At 60.9% G+C, this 18,608-nt stretch carries 17 protein-coding genes and 2 pseudogenes; 4 read left to right on the forward strand and 15 right to left on the reverse strand.

The features are described 5' to 3' along the window. Positions 1–17 precede the first annotated feature (17 nt). Entirely contained in the window at positions 18–1,064 is a 1,047-nt protein-coding gene (locus AC1Q7Q_RS31320; protein WP_492371478.1) for an aromatic ring-hydroxylating dioxygenase subunit alpha, read from the forward strand. A gap of 123 nt (positions 1,065–1,187) precedes the next feature. Continuing rightward, a complete protein-coding gene (locus AC1Q7Q_RS31325) occupies positions 1,188–2,138 on the forward strand; it encodes a PDR/VanB family oxidoreductase (RefSeq protein WP_492371477.1) in 951 nt (316 codons plus the stop codon). 203 nt (positions 2,139–2,341) lie between these two features. Here AC1Q7Q_RS31325 and AC1Q7Q_RS31330 read toward each other — a convergent pair whose 3' ends face one another. The 10 genes and pseudogenes from AC1Q7Q_RS31330 to AC1Q7Q_RS31375 form a co-directional block, all read right to left on the reverse strand. Beyond that, positions 2,342–3,433 carry a porin gene (locus AC1Q7Q_RS31330; RefSeq protein ID WP_492371476.1) on the reverse strand — a complete coding sequence of 364 codons (1,092 nt, stop codon included), beginning with the start codon at positions 3,431–3,433 and terminating at the stop codon, positions 2,342–2,344. 177 nt (positions 3,434–3,610) lie between these two features. Further along, a complete protein-coding gene (locus AC1Q7Q_RS31335; protein ID WP_492371475.1) occupies positions 3,611–4,954 on the reverse strand; it encodes an MFS transporter in 1,344 nt (447 codons plus the stop codon). 85 nt (positions 4,955–5,039) lie between these two features. Beyond that, complete coding sequence (kce, locus tag AC1Q7Q_RS31340; protein ID WP_492371474.1) at positions 5,040–5,963, reverse strand: 3,5-dioxohexanoate:acetyl-CoA acetone transferase; 924 nt, start codon at positions 5,961–5,963, stop codon at positions 5,040–5,042. 129 nt (positions 5,964–6,092) lie between these two features. Next, positions 6,093–6,890, reverse strand: coding sequence for an IclR family transcriptional regulator (locus tag AC1Q7Q_RS31345; protein ID WP_492371473.1), 798 nt, complete (start codon positions 6,888–6,890; stop codon positions 6,093–6,095). A 60-nt stretch (positions 6,891–6,950) separates the two neighbouring features. Then, positions 6,951–7,679, reverse strand: coding sequence for an NAD(P)H-dependent oxidoreductase (locus tag AC1Q7Q_RS31350; protein WP_492371472.1), 729 nt, complete (start codon positions 7,677–7,679; stop codon positions 6,951–6,953). Then, a complete protein-coding gene (locus AC1Q7Q_RS31355) occupies positions 7,676–8,623 on the reverse strand; it encodes a DUF6282 family protein (protein ID WP_492371471.1) in 948 nt (315 codons plus the stop codon). The genes AC1Q7Q_RS31350 and AC1Q7Q_RS31355 overlap by 4 nt, the downstream gene beginning before the upstream one ends. A gap of 35 nt (positions 8,624–8,658) precedes the next feature. After that, a complete protein-coding gene (locus AC1Q7Q_RS31360) occupies positions 8,659–9,432 on the reverse strand; it encodes an HpcH/HpaI aldolase family protein (protein WP_492371470.1) in 774 nt (257 codons plus the stop codon). Next, positions 9,429–9,848 (reverse strand): cupin domain-containing protein, encoded by a 420-nt coding sequence (locus tag AC1Q7Q_RS31365; RefSeq protein WP_492371469.1) that lies wholly within the window; start codon positions 9,846–9,848, stop codon positions 9,429–9,431. The genes AC1Q7Q_RS31360 and AC1Q7Q_RS31365 overlap by 4 nt, the downstream gene beginning before the upstream one ends. Positions 9,849–10,027: 179 nt before the next feature. After that, positions 10,028–10,177: pseudogene (locus AC1Q7Q_RS31370) on the reverse strand (transposase domain-containing protein); the annotation flags it as partial. Then, positions 10,137–10,541, reverse strand: coding sequence for a helix-turn-helix domain-containing protein (locus tag AC1Q7Q_RS31375; RefSeq protein WP_492387252.1), 405 nt, complete (start codon positions 10,539–10,541; stop codon positions 10,137–10,139). The pseudogene AC1Q7Q_RS31370 and the gene AC1Q7Q_RS31375, both read right to left, overlap by 41 nt. 48 nt (positions 10,542–10,589) lie before the next feature. Here AC1Q7Q_RS31375 and AC1Q7Q_RS31380 point away from each other — a divergent pair. Next, a pseudogene (locus AC1Q7Q_RS31380) lies at positions 10,590–10,703 on the forward strand (helix-turn-helix domain-containing transcriptional regulator); the annotation flags it as partial. A gap of 392 nt (positions 10,704–11,095) precedes the next feature. On the opposite strand, the gene AC1Q7Q_RS31385 reads toward AC1Q7Q_RS31380, so the two are convergent. The 5 genes from AC1Q7Q_RS31385 to AC1Q7Q_RS31405 all read right to left on the reverse strand — a co-directional run bounded on the left by AC1Q7Q_RS31385 (position 11,096) and on the right by AC1Q7Q_RS31405 (position 16,887). Then, on the reverse strand, positions 11,096–12,091 hold the full coding sequence (locus AC1Q7Q_RS31385) for an aldo/keto reductase (RefSeq protein ID WP_492371467.1): 996 nt from the start codon (positions 12,089–12,091) through the stop codon (positions 11,096–11,098). 283 nt (positions 12,092–12,374) lie between these two features. Next, on the reverse strand, positions 12,375–13,613 hold the full coding sequence (locus tag AC1Q7Q_RS31390; RefSeq protein WP_492371466.1) for a thiolase family protein: 1,239 nt from the start codon (positions 13,611–13,613) through the stop codon (positions 12,375–12,377). 34 nt (positions 13,614–13,647) lie between these two features. Next, positions 13,648–14,670, reverse strand: a complete 1,023-nt coding sequence (locus AC1Q7Q_RS31395; protein ID WP_492371465.1) for a quinone oxidoreductase family protein — start codon at positions 14,668–14,670, stop codon at positions 13,648–13,650. Between the two features lie 47 nt (positions 14,671–14,717). Then, positions 14,718–16,391 carry an AMP-binding protein gene (locus AC1Q7Q_RS31400; protein ID WP_492387253.1) on the reverse strand — a complete coding sequence of 558 codons (1,674 nt, stop codon included), beginning with the start codon at positions 16,389–16,391 and terminating at the stop codon, positions 14,718–14,720. Continuing rightward, the gene (locus AC1Q7Q_RS31405) at positions 16,324–16,887 is read right to left on the reverse strand and encodes a VOC family protein (RefSeq protein ID WP_492371463.1); all 564 of its coding nucleotides are present in this window, start codon (positions 16,885–16,887) and stop codon (positions 16,324–16,326) included. Before AC1Q7Q_RS31405 ends, AC1Q7Q_RS31400 begins: the two co-directional genes overlap by 68 nt. Before the next feature lie 358 nt (positions 16,888–17,245). Between AC1Q7Q_RS31405 and AC1Q7Q_RS31410 the strand changes: the two genes are divergently transcribed. Then, complete coding sequence (locus tag AC1Q7Q_RS31410) at positions 17,246–18,595, forward strand: MFS transporter (RefSeq protein WP_492371462.1); 1,350 nt, start codon at positions 17,246–17,248, stop codon at positions 18,593–18,595. Positions 18,596–18,608 lie beyond the last annotated feature (13 nt).

Raw genomic sequence — 18,608 nt, forward strand, 5'->3', positions numbered from 1 at the left:
AAAAAAAAGGAGACATCATGTTTATTCGCAACGCATGGTACATCGCCGCCTGGTCGAGCGAAGTCCAAGCCAAACCGCTTGCGCGCCGTATTCTCAATGAACCGGTTGTACTGTTTCGAGACAAGCAGGGAAGACCGGCTGCATTGCTTGACCGCTGCTGTCACCGCGGCACCCCACTCTCCCTGGGACAGGTTACCGAAGCTGGTTTGGAGTGCGGCTACCATGGCATGACCTTCGATTGCTCCGGACAGTGCGTCCATATTCCAGGCCAGGACAAGATCCCCCAGAGGGCGCGCGTCCCCAGCTTCCCACTAGTGGAGAAAGATGAGTTTCTGTGGATCTGGATGGGTGACGAGAGCAAGGCCGATGTCTCGAAGATCATCGACTACCCGTATCATAACGACTACGAAAAGTGGCCGCACAAGCATGGGCTCTACCACGTCAAGTCCAACTACATGCTGCTGGTCGACAACCTAATGGACTTGACGCACCTCGGATATATCCACGGCAGCACCATCGGCGGCAATCCGATGACCCATGTAAATGCAAAGATGGAAACGACGCCATCTGAACATGGGCTTCGCTTTGTGCGATGGATGCCCGACTCCGTGCCGCCGCCCAGCTATGCAAAGGCTGTCTCTTTCGCGGGTAACGTCGACCGCTGGCAAGAGTTCGAGTACATCGCCCCAACGAATATTCTTCAATGGAGTGGCGCCATCGATGTAGGCAAGGGAGCCATGGAGAACAGGGAACAATCTGGCTTCTCGCTGCGCCTGTTTCATGGCCTGACACCCGAGACAGAAACAACCTGCCTTTATTTCTGGTCGACCGCAAACGGCTATAACCAGGACGATCCCAAGGCGACGGAACTGCTGTATCAGGAGATCGCCAAGGCCTTCATGGAGGATAAAGTGGTGGTCGAGGAGCAACAGTTGCGGTTGAGCGAGCGAGGTGACGACCCGCTGGTCGACATCGTTTCGGATCGCGCGCGCATCCACATGCGCCGCATCGTCGACCGGATGCTTGAGGCGGACACCCCGCCTCAAATGATCGATCCTGCATAAGCGCGGCGCTTACCTTCCCGCCGCAATTACCTTACCGTCTTTCCCCGGGTCTTTCGATCCGGGGCGGGCGCGCTTTCTCCGGTCCATTCCTGCTGGCTTTCCACCCCAGTCGAGAGCACTGCCATGCTTACCGTTAAAGTCAACCGCAAATCCCCAGAGGCGCTGGACATCTTCTCCTTCGAGCTAATTGATGTAGGCGGTCGCCCCCTCCCCGCCTTCTCGGCGGGCTCGCATATCGATGTGCATATCCGCAAAGGGCTGACCCGCCAGTACTCCCTAGCCAATGACCCGTGCGAATCGCATCGCTACTTGATCGGCGTACTACGCGATCCGCAGACGCGTGGCGGCTCTCAAGCCATGCTTGATGACATCCACGAAGGAGATTTCCTTCAAATCAGTGAGCCAAGGAACCATTTTCCCCTGGCACAGGTCACGATGCGTAACCTCCTGCTTGCCGGCGGTATTGGCATTACGCCGATTCTCTCTATGGCCGAGCAGTTGACCACGCTCTCCGAGAGCTTCGAGCTGCACTACTGCGCACGCTCGAAAGAGCGCACTGCCTTCCGCCAGCGCATCCGGACCTCCAGGTTCTCTGACCGGGTGTCCTTCCACTTTGATGACGGCCCCGAGAGTCAGAAAGCCGATATCCCGTCGCTGCTTAGCGACGCGGACAATGATACGCACCTATACGTGTGCGGACCGACCGGTTTTCTCGAATATGTCATCGATATTGCCAGGAAGAACGGCTGGAGTTCCGACAATATCCACTATGAGTATTTCGCCCCAGCGCAGAACTCAGGGGATGCAGCAAGCTTCGAAATCAAGTTGGCCAGCTCCGGACGAATCCTGACGGTAGGAGCGAATCAATCCGCGCTCGAAGCCTTGGCTGCCAATGGCGTGGCGATCCCCGTGTCCTGCGAGCAGGGGATCTGTGGCACCTGCGTGACACGCGTTCTCAGCGGAGTGGTCGACCACAAAGACAGCTATCTGACCCGCGAAGAGCAAGCGCGGCATGACCAGTTCACCCCCTGCTGCTCTCGCGCCAAGTCTGGCATGCTCGTATTGGATCTATAACGAGAACCGACCGCACCGCGAGCTCGCTTCGCCACGGGGCGAATCTCCGTCTCCTCTTGGTCTAAGCAGTGAGACATCGGCGCGGCGGAAAAAACGGATGGGTGCAAACCAGCCGGAAGCTCCAAAGCACTCGCATCAGCATCCCCATCAATTGAGGTCGGGCACCATGCGGCAGGTCCCACATGGCGCCCCATAACCCGCCTCTAGAAGATGTGTTTGATGCCCAGCATCGTCCCGAGCTGATTGCCACCGGGTGCGGGGTTGGAGCCAACCTGGCCCGCACTGACAGATTGCGCCAGAGTTCCACCGTTGTTGATATAGCCAGCGGTCGCATACAGGGAAGTACGCTTGGTGAATGCGTAAGTGCCGCGTGCCGCGTACAGCCAGGCCTTGTTCGCGCTATTGTGGAAGCGCAGGTTGAATACTTCAGCATCCACGCTGAACGCCGCTGTTACAGGATATGAGACACCCGCGAAGTACATGTCGCTACGCGGCGTAGGACTTCCCCGGTTGTCACGGCGCAGCCAGCCAAGCCCGATCTTAGCCTTCTCTACCATGAAGTAGCCGTTCACCAATAGCCGGTCGTCCGTCAGTCCACTATTGGTGAGACCCCCAAACGCGCCGGGGCCGCCGCGCAACGAGTCGTAGGCGGCTGCAATCTGCCAGGTAGGGGTGCCATACATCAGCAGCGCGGACCACTCCCTGCACGCGCGCTGGTCTGCGGGGTTCTCCCCGGCGCAGTTCGATCCGGCCGGGCTGGGACCAGCGTTGACGGTGTCACGCCCGAAGCTGTATGTCGCGCCGAGCGTCAGGCCGCCAAACGTTCCCTTGTAGGAAACAGAGTTATCTGTCCGCGCATTGGCAAGGTAGGGATCGAGCGAGCCGGAACCATATACGTTAGGTCCAAGCATGTCGGGCTCGGCCATCCCCCAAAAGAGCATGGTGTATTGGCGCCCCAGTCCAATTTGCCCCCATTTCCCCGAGAGTCCGACCGATGCCTGGCGTCCGAACAACCGGCCGCCCTGGTTATTCACCCCGCTATCGGGCGCGAATCCAGACTCGAGCCAAAAGAATGCTTTCATGCCATTGCCCAGGTCCTCGGCACCGCGCAGGCCCCAACGGGACGGCACCGTGCCGGTTAGATTGGGTATGCGAAACACGCTGTCTTTTGCGGCCCCGATATTGGAAACATATTCCACGCCGGTATCAACAACCCCATAGAGCGTCACCGATTGCGCCAGGGCGCCCAGCGGAAGTGCTGCCAGTATCGCTGCGGCAAGTTTCTTGATATTCATTGAGTTTCCTCCTCGGTCCTCGATATGATTTTTTGACTTCCTCGCTGCGTCGTGGCGCGGCGAGTGTGCGAGCGCGGGCCGTCTCCCCGTTTCAGGACGGGGATAGCAGACAGTGGGCGGGAATTTGGTGTTGGCCCGCAGGGCGAGGACTTTGCCTTGCCCTGATTCCGTCAAGGCCTAGGCGACGGACTTCCGGGCGGAAGGGATGCCTTCGTTGGCGGTGGCAGTCTTGGGCAGGAAGTAGATGATGATGGCCCCCACCAGCAGGGATACCGCCATGGTGTACAGGCCGTACTCGAGGTGCGCGGTCCGCTGCTTCACAAGGCCCATCATGTAGGGTGCGAGATAGCCACCGAGGTTCCCAATCGTGGCCATCAGTGCAATGCCCGCCGCGGCAGCCGCCCCGGTAAGAATGGCGCCGGGAAGTGCCCACATCACGGCAATGCCCGCCAGCGCGCCTGTCGCCGCCATTGACAGGCCGATCAGGGACAGTACCGGGCTTGCGGCATTCGCACCGCTGATCACCATACCAGCCGCTGCGACGAGCGTGCACCAGATCATGTGCCAGCGGCGCTCACCCGTCTTGTCGGAGTGCTGACCAACGAGCACCATGCCGATGGCGGCTATGCCAAAAGGCACGGCCGTCAGCAAGCCGTTGGACAGCATGCTGGTGACGCCGAGGTCCTTGACGATCTGTGGCATCCAGAACGACACACCGTAGATGCTGGACAGCAGCGTGAAGTTGGCCGCGGCCAACTGCCACACGTTCACGTTGCGAATGGCGTCCATGAACTTATGGCCGTGCCCGGCACTGAGCTGCATAGCCGCTTCCTTGTCTAGCGTCGATGCAACTAGCTCGCGCTCTTCTGCTGACAGCCACTTCGCGGCACGAGGTCCGTTGTCGAGATAGAAGTAGGTAAAGATGCCGGCGACAATGGCTGGGCCACCTTCAAGTACAAACATCCACTGCCAACCCGAGTGTCCCCAGACGCCATCCATGGAATGCATGATCCAGCCGGACAGCGGCCCGCCGATCAACCCGGACAACGGCACGCCGAGAAAGAAGATGCTGCAGACCTGGGAGCGGAGGCGAAGCGGATACCAGTATGTGAGGTAGAGGATCACCCCGGGATAGAATCCCGCCTCGGCGATGCCGAGCAGGAATCGCAGCACGAGGAACGAAGTGGGCGACTCGACCAGGCACATTGCCGTGGAAATTATGCCCCACACGACGAGGATTCGAGCGATCCAAAACTTTGCGCCGAAGCGTTGCAGCATAAGGTTGCTGGGAATCTCGAACAGTGCGTAGCCAACAAAAAATATCCCAGCTCCCAGTCCGAATGCTGCGTCACTCAGGCCGATTTCCGATGACATCTGCAGCTTGGCGAAGCCGACGTTGACCCGATCGAGGAACGAGATGATGTACAGCAGCAGAAGATATGGCAGCAGCCTGCGGGATACCTTGTTGTAGGTGACGTACTCCGAGTCATTGGCGAATGACGATCGGGTCAAGAATTTCATGGTGTCTCCTCGGGACCGTTCCGGTCCGGCGGTAATGTTTAATAGCGCTTGTTATCTGGGATTCGGTTCCTGCACCAGCACGACGCTAGAACGCGACGGCGTTCGCACCCTTCAGATGCAGCAATTGCCGGGCCTCGTCAGGCGTTGCGATGTCAAGTGACAACGACTCCAGCAGTCGGCGGATCCGCGTGACCTGGACGGCGTTGCTGGTCGCCAGCGTGCCGGGCCCGTCCCACAAGGAGTCTTCCAGGCCGACGCGCACGTTGCCGCCCATAGAGGCGGACATCGACGCCAGCGGCATCTGGCTGCGGCCCGCACCGAGCACTGACCAGACATAGTCCGAACCAAAAAGCCGGTCCGCCGTCCGCTTCATGTGCATGACGTCATCCGGGTGCGCACCGATCCCTCCTCGGATACCGAATACCGTCTGGATGAAGATCGGGCCAGAAAGCAGGCCGCGGTCGAGAAAGTGCGCGGCGGTGTAGAGGTGGCCGACGTCATAGCATTCAATCTCGAAGCGCGTGCCATGCGCTGCACATGACTCCAGGACATAGGCAATATCTCGGAAGGTGTTCTTGAAGATCAGATCGTCGCTGTTCGCCAGGTAGGGCTGCTCCCAGTCGTGCCGGAATTCCTTGACCCTGCCCAGCATTTCAAAAATCCCGAAGTTCATCGAGCCCATATTGAGTGAAGCAAGTTCGGGCGCGAAGCACAAGGCTGGCTCCAGGCGGTCGGTCAGGCTCATGACGGGCGATCCTCCCGTGGTCAGATTGACCACAACGTCGGATTGCGCTCTGATCTGCGGAAGGAATCGGGCATAGACGTCCGGCGACTGGGTGGGACGACCGTTGACAGGATCGCGTGCATGTAAATGGACAATTGCCGCGCCAGCCTCGGCAGCACCAATCGCCGCGTCGGCAATCTCTTGCGGCGTGACGGGCAAGTACGGCGACATGGACGGCGTATGAATCGCGCCGGTCACTGCACAGGTAATGATGACTTTCTTCATGGTGCTCGGTCTCTTGGCGTAAGCGGGCCCGTGCCACTGCCGCTAGCAGTGACATGGGTAATGACTGAATGAGAGATTTAGCGGCGCTGGACGCTATGCAACGAGCCTATGGCTCAGGCCAGGGAGGGCTCAGGCGGCCTTCGCAACGTGCGCCCCCTTGTAGCCAATACTCTCGGACGTTGTTCTTGCGGCATCCAGGACCGCCGCCAACTGAGCCTCCGAGGGTTCCGCCCCGATGGACTGGACGAGGTCCACGATGGCAATCGCCCCGATCATCATCCCCGAGGCATCGAAGATCGGTGCCGCAAGGGTATTCAGCCCCAGGGCAGCCTCGTTGGGAGCGACGGCCCAGCCACGAGAACGGATGACTACGAGCTCGGCCTGGAGCGTTGCTGCATCGATAATCGTTTGGGTGGTATGCGCCTCGAGCTTGGACGACAGGACGCGTTCCTGCACCGGGGCCGACGCATACGCCAACGTCACCTTCCCCTGGGCCGACGAGTGAAAGCCGAGCACGGACCCCGGCTTCACGATGATCTCGACCGGCGCAGTGCCCGGCAGAACGGAGATCACATGCGCCCCGTCCGGTCCCGCGAGCGAGAGGACCACGGAATGGCTCAGCTTGTCCCGCAGCACCTTCATTGGGCCGGATGCCATGCGAGTCAGGTCGAAGTTCTCGCTGACGGCGTGACCAAGGGCGATCAGGCGCGTGCCAACACGGTAGCGCTCGGATTCCCCCTCCTGCACGATGTACCCCAGTTGAACCAGCGTCCGCAAATGACGGAATATGCGGTTCTTATTGGTATCGAAGTGCTTCGCCAGATCGGTGATGCGAACGGCCTCCTTGTTTCCGGCGAGGTATTCGAGAATCTGTAGCGCGAACAGTACGGCTTGCACGCCGCCGGCGCTGGCTTGAATGTCTTTCATTCGTCACTTTCATCTGGCTTGGCCGCCGCTCTTGGGCGCGATCGGGCAAGTCTTTGTGTCTCAGTTGGCTTGAGCCCAAGCTTTTCCATCCGGAATTCTAGCCGGGGCGCGAGCGGCGCGATCTGCAGACGACGCCGACTGGCGTGCAAGACCAGCGACCGCTTTGACCTGTCCGGCCCAGTCCTCCAGGTACTGCCGGCGCGCATCATCGCCTACCCGAGGAGCAGCATAGGCGACAAAAGTGGGCGCGGTGGCCAAGCCGACGTACTCCAGCATGCACCGACGATGGGGATACAACAACGTATCTATAGCGCCATACACGCCCTCTGCCGAGAACCGCTCGCGCGTGCCGCCGGTGCTGATGGCCTCGATGCCATGGCATCCCTTGAAGAAGCCACGGTCAAATCGCTGCCCATCCGTGTAAGCGAACCCGTAGGCAAGCACACGCTCGAACCAGCCCTTCAGGATGGCCGGCATGCCGCCCCACCATAGCGGATAAACAAACACGAACAAGTCCGCCTCGGCGACGCGCCGTTGCTCCCGTGCGATATCGGCTGCAAAAGCTCCATCCTGCGCGGCGTGAAGTTGCTCCTGTTGATAGTGAAAACGATCGGCATCGCAGACCGACTCAAAATCATGGCGACCGGCGACAGGATTGAACTCTTCCGCGTACAGGTCCGAGACCGTCACCGTATAGCCCTCCTCTCGCAGGGCCGCCGCGGCTACGTCCTTAAGCGCCGCACTAAAGGACGTCGGTTCCGGATGTGCAAGCACGATCAGGGCGTTCATACGTCGATCTCATCAAGGCCGACAAGGGCGGCGGCATTGGACGAAACCATCTTGCGCACAGCGCTCTCGCTGTAGCCCAGGTCCAGGCAGATCTCGATCACGCTACGGAAACCGTCCACGAGCCTCGGGTTGCCAACCTGGCCGAGATCCGAGCCCAGGATCGTCCTGTCCACGGTGCCGGCCTCGATCATGGCTTTCAACATCTTCGGTTCGTAGAAACGAAACTTCGAGTCTTCAGCAAACATGCACATGGAATGCTCGACGTAGACGCCCATCCTCGCCAGCGTGGCAATGTCCTCCAGGCTCGCGTCGATGACATAGGTAGGATGGTTACAGAGCAGACGCTTGACGCCGCGCCGCTTCGCCTCCTCGAACAAAGGCCAGATTTCACTGATATGCAGGTGCCCCGACGACAGCACTACGTCGTGCTCGGCAACCATATCCAGGATCGGAAGCACCTCCGGCAGCAAAGCGCCCTTCTCGTCCACCACGGTCAACGGCTGCGGTTGAAGCATCTTCTTTTTCGCCCGGGGAAACTGAAAGTCATCGCCCTCTTTCTTGTGATGGGCGATGTGATTCGCGGAGGAAAATGTCGGCATCCACACCAGCCGGGCGCCTAATGCAATGCCATGTTCGACGGCATAGATATTCAGCCCACCGCTTTGATTGTTGAGCGGAACGCCGGACAGCAACTTCACGCCGAAATGGCTGAAGTGCTTGTTCAGCAGGCTAGTCACCGGTGTGGCCGAATAGTAGTGATCCTTGATCAGGAGCGCACGGACGCCGGCCTCCGAGGCTTCTTCCATAGCCTCGCAGTGATCGAAGTAGCGCGGCATCACGGAAGGGCCACTGTGACAATGCAGATCGATTGCGCCGGTCATCAGGCGGTCAACGACGGCTGGGTCTTCGGTGCGCCAAGAGTGAGTTTCGTATGCGGTTTCCATTTTGTGCGTCCTGTTCTTGAGTAGCGATGTTGAGGTTAGCGATCGGCTTCAGCCCTGAACTGGGCGGCCATCGAGGAGGCGGCTCCCCTTAGCAGGCCTTGATCGGAGCCCAGGATGAACAGAGTGAAGCCCATCTCCCTGAACGCGCGCAGTTCCGACAGCGACGAAATGAAGATGCCCGAGGCTTTTCCGTGTCTTTCGCACGCGTCCGCGACTTTGCGTACCGCTGCGACAACCTGATCATCCGTCACGCTGGTCTTGCCGAACGACACCGCGAGATCGCCACGGCCGACGAAGAGACAATCCACGTCTCCGATGGCCGCTATCTCTTCGATGTTGTCGATCGCAAGGCTGTCTTCAATCTGGCAGAGCACCACCGACGCATCGTCGGCCGCCGCGATGTGGGCAGCCATGCCTACCCTGCCGTACCCACCAGCACGCGGGGAATTCGAGAATCCGCGCGTACCGTCCTTGTAGTGCGACGCGCGCACCACGTGCATGACATCGGCGGCATTGGTTGCGTGGGGGACCAGCACGCCGGCATAGCCGACGTCGAGAACCTGAAGGATCGAACGTTCGGTCGCGTCGGCGATGCGCACCAGCGTCGGTATTTGTGCCGACGTGGCTGCCAGGGCCATGGCATCGAGATGGCCACGGTCAAATGGCGCGTGTTCCGCATCGATAACCGTAAAGTCCAGTCCGCTTTCACCCAGGACTTCGAGCGTCTGAAAGGCGGATGTCTTGATGAACGTTCCAAGCAATGTCTGACGCTCCCGCACGCGCTGCTTGAAATCTGAATTCGCAGTCATTTGGCTTCTACCTTTTCGGCCAGGCGAAGGTTGTCCAGCGACGCGAATTCGGCGGCCTGGTATTCGACCAGGTGCGCATAGTCCTCCCGAATCGGGGAAAACACGTCGAGATTCAGGACGACCTCGTCTCCGAGGGGCTCGGCGTAATGAAGGGTATGGGGTGGCACACGGAGCATGGAGCCCGGGGTCATCTCAAATACGTCATCGCCCACGTGATAGTTCATGCGGCCTTGCACGCAAATGGCGATCTGCTCGAAAGGATGGCTGTGCGGCCGCACCTGCATACCCGGCTCAGCCCAGTTCATCACCATCACCACGTTCTCGCCGCGAAATCCCACGCGTTCCACACCCTTTCGCACGGCCTCCCGAGGCAAGGTGTTCCAGTTGTACATCGCCGTCTTAACCGGTTCGGTCATCACAATCTCCTGAAGGTCTCTGTATTGTGTTATGCTAGATATAACCCTATGTCACTGTGCATAACAAAATGATAGTGGGTGTGCGCGCCAAATCCACTAGGGTTAGCCCTTAGGGTTCGCGAGCGAGGCCGTCCTTGACGTGGGACGGCGATGGGAGTCAGGAGAGCAAGGGAGCGAGACTAGGCGGTGTAGGTGGGCAACTGATTAGCGACGGCCCACGGCAGGAGATCGCTCATGCGATTGACCGGATGGTCGGCAATGCGAGAGATGACGTGGCGCAGATAAGCCTCAGGATCTAGGCCGTTGAGTTTGGCGGTCGCCATCAACGTGTTTCGGATCGCGCGACACCTTGAAGCCGCGCACGATGTGCGGCTTCAACGCGTGGGCGTGCCAATGGCGCATGACGGTGCTGGCGCTCACGCCCAACTCGGCGGCCATCTTGCGCGTGCTCCAGTGCGTGGCTGCTTCGGGCTTGCTCTGAGTGGTCAGCTCCACCAGCCGCGCCGTGCCCACCTTCACCGGCGGCGCACCGCGCGGCAAGTCGCGTTCGATACCGGCAAGCCCCGATTGCGCATACCGCTCACGCCAACGCGAGACCTGCACGCGTCCGACTCCCAACTGCTCGGCGATGTCCTTGTTCCGCAATCCGTTGGCGGCCAGCAGCACAATGCGCGCGCGCTGCGCCAGCCTCACGCTCGTGAGCTTCGACCGAACCAGCCTCGTCAACTTGGTTCGCTCCTGCTCTACCGTGCCTTGTCGCCAAAGGGCAATCCGACCCTTAAGACCTTGCTTGCCGTGCTGAAGACGGTTGGAATGCGGCTGTCTGTCGAGCCCGATCACCACGCGCACGCCTGACAAGCCGTTTGAGGTTCCGCAGCAATTGGCCTGAGGGCAATGGTGCCCTCCCCGTCCCAGCCCTGCCCGTTCGCGCTGCGCGGGCGAGCGCCGGCAAAAAATTCTGGCCGATTTGCACGCCGTAGCCAATCGGCGCGATCTCGGCGGTGGCTTCCGCCTGCGCGCTCCCCCCGCCGCCGCGCCGCTTAGTCGGCCGCCGCTTGGCGCGGTCTCCAAGCCAGGTCGGCTCGTGCCTGTCGAGCACTTCCTCGCGGTCCGAGCCCTGCAGGCTGTGCAGTGTCAGAAACTAGCGGGCAGCAAGGAAGCCTCGGGAAAGGGGTGGTCATCTCTTGCGAGGCCCCTGTCGGGCAAGCGATACCTGTGCTTCTCGCCGCTCGCAACGGCCCGGGTCGTTACTTGTCCAGCAGCTTCATCAGCGCGGCATCGTAGCGGTCGCCGCTAACCTGGCCGGGCGCGAACATCTCGCCAATACGCGTCATTGTCTCGCCGGACAGCGAAATCTTCAGCGCGCCGAGGTTCTCCTCCAGGAAGGCCAACGTATCGCAGCCGCAGATCGCGACGACATTGCTGCTGTTGTTGTACAGCCAGGCCAACGCAAGCTGCGAGAGGGTGCAGCCCTGCTCCTCTGCGATCGCACCCAGCCGGTCAACCAGCGCGACATTCCTTGGAAAATTCTCCGGTGAGAATCGGGGATACCTGCGCCGCACGTCGCCTTCACCAAGCTGATCCAGGCACCGTAGCAGGCCGGTAAGCATGCCGCGGGCCAACGGCGAGAACGCCATCAGCGTGACGCCGAGTTCCCCGTAGGCGTCGAGCATGCCGGCTTCCGCGTCACGGGTCCAAAGCGAATACTCGGCCTGCACCGCGGTGATCGGGTGGACCGCACAGGCCCGGCGTAACGATCTCTCCGAGATCTCGCAAAGTCCGAGATAGCGCACCTTGCCTTCCTTCACCAATTCCGCCATGGCCCCCACCGTCTCTTCGATCGGCACGTTCGGATCCAGTCGATGCTGGAAGTACAGGTCGATGCAGTCGGTGCTCAATCGGCGCAACGACGCCTCGCACGCCTGCCGGACGTAGGCGGGATCCCCGCACACACCCAGGCCGCCATCGTCCGCCCGCACGTAGCCGAACTTGGACGAGAGGATGACCCGGTCGCGCCGCCCTTGCAGCGCCGATGCCACCAACTGCTCGTTGTGCCCCCATCCGTAGAAGTCGGCGGTGTCGATCAGGTTGATGCCTCCATCTACCGCGCGCTGGATTACCTGGATCGATTCGGCATCCGATCGCTCGCCATAGGCGTTGCTCATCGAATAGCAGCCTAGGGCCATGGCCTTCGTACTGACAGCGGTTTTACCAAGCTGGCGCTGGAACAAAGCATCAGGCATATCGTGGACCTACCTCTCTTTGAATTCATCATCGGAGCCCCACAGCCGGGGCGGAAACAGCCGAGCCACGCCAGGCGGCTGAACGGCATAGCGCACAATACCTGGCGTCACTCGAGCCTTGTATCCGCACCATGCCGTGAAACACAACACGGTCGGCGGCGAGCGCGGGCTGACGACCAGGCCGGAGCGCGTCATCATCGCGGTCCGGCCGCTGTTTCACGTCACCTCATGATCGACGACGTCCTCGGGCCGAGCCTACGAGCACCAGGTGGTCCCTTCGGACTCAGCGAGAAAGGATTGTCACGCAAGCAACCGCCTCTTCCACCCCGATCAATCCGCCACCATTCTCGGCGATGCCCACTGCGGCATTTTCAACCTGCCGCCCCTCCGCCTCGCCACGAAGCTGGAGCACCAGTTCGTATATCTGTGCGAGTCCTGTCGCGCCAATTGGATGACCTTTTGACTCCAATCCGCCGGAGGGATTCACAGGAATCCTTCCGCCGAGCGTCGTGTCGCCGCGTTCCGCTAGCGGCCCGCCCTCTCCGAATGCGCAGAGTCCCAAGTTTTCGGTCTGGACAATCTCGCCCATCGCCGTAGCATCGTGAACTTCGGCCACCGATACGTCTGACGGGCCAATGCCGGCCTTCTCGTACGCCAGCCTGGCGGCGATCGCAGTGCAGGCGTTCTCGACATCGTGCACATCACGATCGGCCCCGGTGCGTACGACCGACGCGGCGATTCGCACGGCACGGGAGCGGCTCAGCCCAAGTCTTCGCAGGGCGCTCTCGCTGCAGACAATGGCCGCGGCAGCACCATCCGAAACCGGCGAGCACATCGGCGCAGTCAGCGGATAGACAATCGGGGGCGCCGCCAGGATCTCCTCGATGGAGTACGGGTTCCGGTACTGGGAGAGCGGGTTGTACTGCGAGTGCTTGTGGTTCTTGGACGCGACGGCCGCGATCTGGCGCTGGGTTGTGCCGTAGCGCTTCATGTGCTCGCGCGCGGAGGCTGCATAGATGTCCATGAACACGCTGTATGGCTTCGGCGACGTGCTGCCAGGCGGGACCTCGACCCCCTGGCCGAGCTTGAGCAGCCAGGTTTTCGCAGCCTCGATCTCGCCGATGTCCCAGCCGCTGTCGAAGGCGGAGAACATGCGCCCCCGGTCCTGCGAATACATCTTCTCGGCGCCGAGGGCAAGCGCGAAATCCCCTTCGCCCGACTTGACGAAGTTGTATGCCAGGTTCAGTGCGGTACTGCCGCTGGCACAAGCATTCTCGACGCTGGTGACTGGAATTCCGCCGATACCCATATGACGCAGCGCCACGGGGCCGCGGATCATATGCTGCCCTTCCATATGGCCCTGCACGCAGTTTCCGAAGAATGCCGCCTGCAGGCTTTCCTTTTCAACGCCGGCGTCCTTGAGCGCGGCGCCGACGGCGGCGCCTGCCATCTGCTTGATGTTCAGTTCCAGCAGGCGGCCGAACGGCGTCATCCCTACGCCGATGACATATACGTTTTCCATGTTGTCTCCTGTTTTTTTCGTACCTGTCACCGCGCTAGCCGGCGATGACGACAATTTTCCCGAAATGCCCGTTCCGCGCCATGTGCTCCAGCGCGCTGGCGAGGTCGCCGAGCGGGTACACTTTGTCGACCGGCATGCTGATCTTGCCCTGCTTCAATGCCGGCTCCAGGTCGTGCCTGGCACGCGCCACGACGGCGGCCACCTCGGCCGGCGTGCGGGTGCGGAAGCTCACGCCGACGTAGGTGATCCTGCGCATCGAATGCAGGTCGAAGTCGAACTCGCCGCTCTCGCCAGCGACCCGCCCGACATTCACGATGCGGCCGCCCACGCGGGTCGCGGACATCCCACCATTTACGAACGGCCCGGCGATCAGATCGACCAGCAGGTCGACGCCTATACCGTCGGTGGCGTTGGTCACCGCCTGGACCCAGTCGCTCTTGCTGGTGTCGACCGGCAGGTTCGCACCGTAGTCGCGCAGCTTCTGCCGGCGCTCCGCGGAAGTCGAGGAACCCAGCACCAGGCCCGCGCCCAATAGCCTGGCAATCTGCATCCCCATCAGTCCCATGCCGGAACTCGCTCCCTGGATCAGGACCGACTGACCGGCTTGCATGGCGCCATTCGTCGAGATGGCGTCGTGCATGGTCTGCATGGCCACGGGCAATGCCGCAGCCGCTTCAAAGGGCATCCCTTCTGGAATGGCGTACATCATGGCCGGGTGCGCCAACGTGTACTCCGCAAACGCTCCGATACCGGCGCCCATCACCCGGTCACCTATTTGCCAGGCCTTGACCTGGCTGCCGACGGCAGCTACCTCGCCGGCCCATTCGACACCCAGAGGCACACCTTGGCCACCCGCTGTGCCATGTTGTTTCCCCTTGGCCATCGTCAGGTCGATACGATTCAACGCACTGGCGCGAACCTTGACGAGAACTTGCCCGTCGGCTGGCGAGGGGCGAGGCACATCGCCTGCGACGACGCCGCTGCCATCAGATAAGAATGCAAGCATGGTTTTCCTTGTTACATGAGGTTCCGATTGCCTTGAGCCCGTCGATGCCATGGACAACCCTCCCGGTGATCGACGCGGTCAAAACCTGCCCGCGCCGACTAGCGCCGGAGCGCATAGCCCGCCCTTTCCCGGTCCCAGGTCGAGGGCGTGACCCCCTCTTCGCGCAGTCGATACTTTTCAACGCGGTGCGTCGGCGTCTTGGGAAAGTCATTGCGAAAATCGACAAAGCGCGGCACCGAGAAATACGGCATGAGCTTTTCGCAGTGCTGGATCAGCTCGAGCGCGGATAGTGCCGAGCCTTCCTTACACACCACGCAAACCATGACCTCGTCTTCGCCAACCTCGGATGGAACGGCAATGGCCGCGGACTCGAGGACCGCCGGGTGGGCGTTGACGACCATCTCGACCTCAAAGGCTGAGATGTTCTCGCCGCGACGGCGGATCGCATCCTTCTTGCGGTCGACGAAGTAGAAGTAGCCGTCGCTGTCCCGCTTCATCAGGTCGCCGGTGTGGAACCACAGGTTCTGGCTCTGCGCCAGCGTCGCCTCGGGATTCTTGTAGTACCCGTCCATCATGATGTACGGCTCCTGGGGCCGGAACACGAGCTCGCCAATCGCATCCACACCAACCGGCTCGTCGTTGCTGTCGACAAGATCGACGTCATAGCCGCAGATCGGCAGCCCAATGGAACCGACACGCGGGGCGTCGATGGGGCTTGCGAGCGCGACACAGTTCTCGGTCTGGCCATACCCTTCGTAGAGCTTCAGGCCAAATCGCTGCTCGAAGGCCTCCCACAGGTCCTTGGGCGCACCGCCGCCCGTGGCAAACCTGACAGTGTGGTCGCGATCCGAGGGGCTGGCGGCTTGCTTCATCAGGATCGGGAGCATGCCGCCGATGTAGTTGATCTGCGTCGCACCACAGCTCTTGAGCCGTTCCCAGAAATTAGACGCACTGAAACGATCGTCCACGATCAGCGTGGCACCAGCCATCAGTGCCGGCGTAGCCGTCACCAGTTGAGCATTGGCGTGAAACAGCGGCAGGCAGGTGTAGAGGCGGTCATCGTCGCCAATATGCCGCCCCTCCGCAGTCTTGCTGCCATGCCACCAAAAGTAGTTATGACAAAGCTGGATTCCCTTCGACGGCCCGGTCGTCCCCGACGAGTACATGATTGCCAGCGGGTCTCGATTCGACACTTTTACATCGGGCAGGGGCACGTTGGACGATTCCAGCGTCTCGAAGTGAACGCCCCGGATTGGCATATCCGGCAGCGATTCGCCATCGGCCCCCAACACGATCGCTGTCTCGATCTTTCCGAATCCGACGTGCGCATCCTGGAATCGTTCGACAAACTCTTTCGAGACCACGGCCATCCGGGAATCCGAGTGCTCGATCACGTGCCGCAGGAGCGGTCCGCGGTAGGCCGTGTTGACGGTCACCTCCAGCAGGCCCAGACGCGCGCACGCGAACCACAAGCCCATGAATTCAGGGCAGTTGGGCAACATGATCGCGAGCTTGTCCCCCTTGCGCAGCCCAAGCTCAGTCAGTCCGCGGGCCAAGCGAGTGACCCAGGCATCGAATTCGCTGTAGGTATAGGCCCTGTCACCGAAGACAAGAAACTCCTTGTCAGGGCGCTTTGCCGCTTGCATGGCAAGGCATGCGCCCAGCGTCCGTTGCTCGTTCTTGAGTGAAAGCGCATCCATGAGATCAGCCTCCCGTAGTGGCTTGCGCCGCCGCCGGCGGAATCTCGACGATGCGCACAGGATCGGATCCATCCCATGTCAGCGCGGCTTGCCTGACAGCCTCGAAATACTGAGCCTTTCCACCAATCATCTCCGAGATTTCGAACATCCCACTCGGAAAGTCCGGGTGCACGAAGTACCCAAATCGCCCGGCGCCGCCCATGCGACCGCCATGCCCCTCGACATATCCCTGTCCGAGCAGGGTCGCGACGATCTCGTCGTACCGGTCGTCCGTCCAATAGGCGACGTGCTGCGCGATCTCTCCGTTTCGCTTCAGGGAATCGTTATACAGGGACGGCGCATCATCCCTTTGCTGGATCAGTTCGATCTGTACGTCACCCGAGTTCGCCAATGCGATCGAGAGTTTCGGTATGCGAGAGTTCTCGCCGAAGTAACGAAACTCCCTGGTCCCGACGTCCGCCATGTAGAACCAAGGCCCGACACCCAGGTTGGTCCAATGCGCCATGGCGGCCTTGATGTCTCGCACGACGTACCCGATCTGGCGGACCCCGCCGAATTTCTGACTCATTCCTTGTCTCCTCGATGTTCGTTGTTTCGCCCTCGGCACGAACCGGTGCGGTTCTGACCGCGTCTCTGCCGTTCGCAGTGAGGCCAGTGTAGCTCGTTTCTGGAATCGATTCCGCATAGGGATAACCCCATGAAAGGCAAATTGGTTTCCGCAGCGCTGGATGTACAGAACCCGTTTTCAGTGAAAAATACGAGATATACCGCATGTCTATGGCAACGCATCCTTTTGGAGAGCCGATTACCTATCGACTGGTGCTTACCTATGGTAAGCCCTATGTGCAATCGATTCCAGACGCATTACACTCGAACGGACAAGCCCCTTGCAACGTGGGTTGGTACCAAAAAAGAGGAGACAATTCATGTACTCAACATCGGGCGCCGGCCCCAAGGAAGTGGCGAGCGCTTCGACGCCATCCGCAGACGACGCGCTCTTTCGGCGCATATCCTGGCGACTGCTGCCTCTGCTATTCCTGGCGTACTTCATCAACTACCTGGACCGCACCAACATCGGATATGCGCAACTGCAGATGCAGGAAACGCTCAAGTTCGCGGACACCGTTTTTGGGCTTGGCGCGACCGTTATTTTTCTCGGTTACGTCCTGTTCGAGATTCCCAGCAACGTGCTGCTGACGCGCATAGGGGCGAGGCGCACGCTGGTTCGAATCATGATCCTGTGGGGCTTTGCGTCGGCAGCGACAGCGTTTGTCACAACGCCCACCCAGTTCTACGTGGCGCGATTCTTCCTCGGGATGTTCGAGGCTGGACTGGTACCGGGCGCCCTCTACTACCTGACGCTTTGGTATCCGCTGGAACGCAGGGGCCGCGCCAACGCCATCTTCCTGATGGGCGCCGGCTTTGCGCCAATTCTTTCCGGGCCCATTGCTGCCGGCGTCATGACCTGGCTGCACGGTAGAGGCGGTCTTGACGGGTGGCAGTGGCTGTTCGCGCTGGAAAGCCTCCCGGCATTCGCCCTCGCCGCAGTCACCCTGCTCCGGTTCGACGACAATCCTGGCAAGGCGCGCTGGCTTACGCCGGAGGAGAAATCACATGTGCAGGCATTGGCACGGTCCGGCAATGAAGGCCGGGACGCCGGCCACCTCGGCACCGCACTTCGCCAGCCGAGGGCCTGGGGCTTCGGTCTGGTCTGCTTCCTGACGGTCCTCGGCATTTATGCCCTTGCCTTCTGGCAACCGACGCTGCTGAAAAGCATGGGCCTGTCGTTGATACAGATCGGACTGGTGTCGTCCCTGCCCGCCATTGCCGGCGCGACGGCGTCGTTCTGGATGGCATCGCACTCCGACAAGCGACGCGAGCGCCGCGGACACTTCACGGTTGCGGCGCTCGTGGGCGCGGCAGGCCTGACGACGGCAGCCTTGATGCAACAGCATCTGTTGATCGCCATGGTCGGCTTGGTCTTTGCAGGCGCCGGACTGGCAAGCGCACTCACGCTGGTATGGGCGAGCGTCGGGGAAGTGCTGCCGCGTGAGGGCCTCGCTGCTTCCATCGCGCTGATCACCACCTGCTCGAACTGCTCCGGCCTGGTTGGACCGCTGTTGGTAGCGGCCATCCGGCAGGCAACGGGTGGATTCGGATGGAGCCTGATCATTTTGTCTGGCGCCCTCCTGCTCGCTTGCGTTGTCATGCAGGTCATTTTGTGGCCATCCAAACGAATCCCCTCCCCGATGAGCGTCGCTGCCAGGCACCTCTGAATACAAGTCCAAC

The sequence above is a fragment of the Cupriavidus sp. GW823-FHT07A04 genome (assembly GCF_058794615.1).

What these genes read in the sequence shown, in the direction of transcription:
- AC1Q7Q_RS31405 (WP_492371463.1), bottom strand. Translation starts at nt 16,887, where the DNA reads ATGAGTCAGAAATTCGGCGGGGTCCGCCAGATCGGGTACGTCGTGCGA.
- AC1Q7Q_RS31410 (WP_492371462.1), top strand. Translation starts at nt 17,246, where the DNA reads ATGTACTCAACATCGGGCGCCGGCCCCAAGGAAGTGGCGAGCGCTTCG.
- kce (WP_492371474.1), bottom strand. Translation starts at nt 5,963, where the DNA reads ATGAAGAAAGTCATCATTACCTGTGCAGTGACCGGCGCGATTCATACG.
- AC1Q7Q_RS31395 (WP_492371465.1), bottom strand. Translation starts at nt 14,670, where the DNA reads ATGGCATCGACGGGCTCAAGGCAATCGGAACCTCATGTAACAAGGAAA.
- AC1Q7Q_RS31345 (WP_492371473.1), bottom strand. Translation starts at nt 6,890, where the DNA reads ATGAAAGACATTCAAGCCAGCGCCGGCGGCGTGCAAGCCGTACTGTTC.
- AC1Q7Q_RS31330 (WP_492371476.1), bottom strand. Translation starts at nt 3,433, where the DNA reads ATGAATATCAAGAAACTTGCCGCAGCGATACTGGCAGCACTTCCGCTG.
- AC1Q7Q_RS31390 (WP_492371466.1), bottom strand. Translation starts at nt 13,613, where the DNA reads ATGGAAAACGTATATGTCATCGGCGTAGGGATGACGCCGTTCGGCCGC.
- AC1Q7Q_RS31355 (WP_492371471.1), bottom strand. Translation starts at nt 8,623, where the DNA reads ATGGAAACCGCATACGAAACTCACTCTTGGCGCACCGAAGACCCAGCC.
- AC1Q7Q_RS31365 (WP_492371469.1), bottom strand. Translation starts at nt 9,848, where the DNA reads ATGACCGAACCGGTTAAGACGGCGATGTACAACTGGAACACCTTGCCT.
- AC1Q7Q_RS31320 (WP_492371478.1), top strand. Translation starts at nt 18, where the DNA reads ATGTTTATTCGCAACGCATGGTACATCGCCGCCTGGTCGAGCGAAGTC.
- AC1Q7Q_RS31360 (WP_492371470.1), bottom strand. Translation starts at nt 9,432, where the DNA reads ATGACTGCGAATTCAGATTTCAAGCAGCGCGTGCGGGAGCGTCAGACA.
- AC1Q7Q_RS31385 (WP_492371467.1), bottom strand. Translation starts at nt 12,091, where the DNA reads ATGCCTGATGCTTTGTTCCAGCGCCAGCTTGGTAAAACCGCTGTCAGT.
- AC1Q7Q_RS31335 (WP_492371475.1), bottom strand. Translation starts at nt 4,954, where the DNA reads ATGAAATTCTTGACCCGATCGTCATTCGCCAATGACTCGGAGTACGTC.
- AC1Q7Q_RS31350 (WP_492371472.1), bottom strand. Translation starts at nt 7,679, where the DNA reads ATGAACGCCCTGATCGTGCTTGCACATCCGGAACCGACGTCCTTTAGT.
- AC1Q7Q_RS31400 (WP_492387253.1), bottom strand. Translation starts at nt 16,391, where the DNA reads ATGGATCCGATCCTGTGCGCATCGTCGAGATTCCGCCGGCGGCGGCGC.
- AC1Q7Q_RS31325 (WP_492371477.1), top strand. Translation starts at nt 1,188, where the DNA reads ATGCTTACCGTTAAAGTCAACCGCAAATCCCCAGAGGCGCTGGACATC.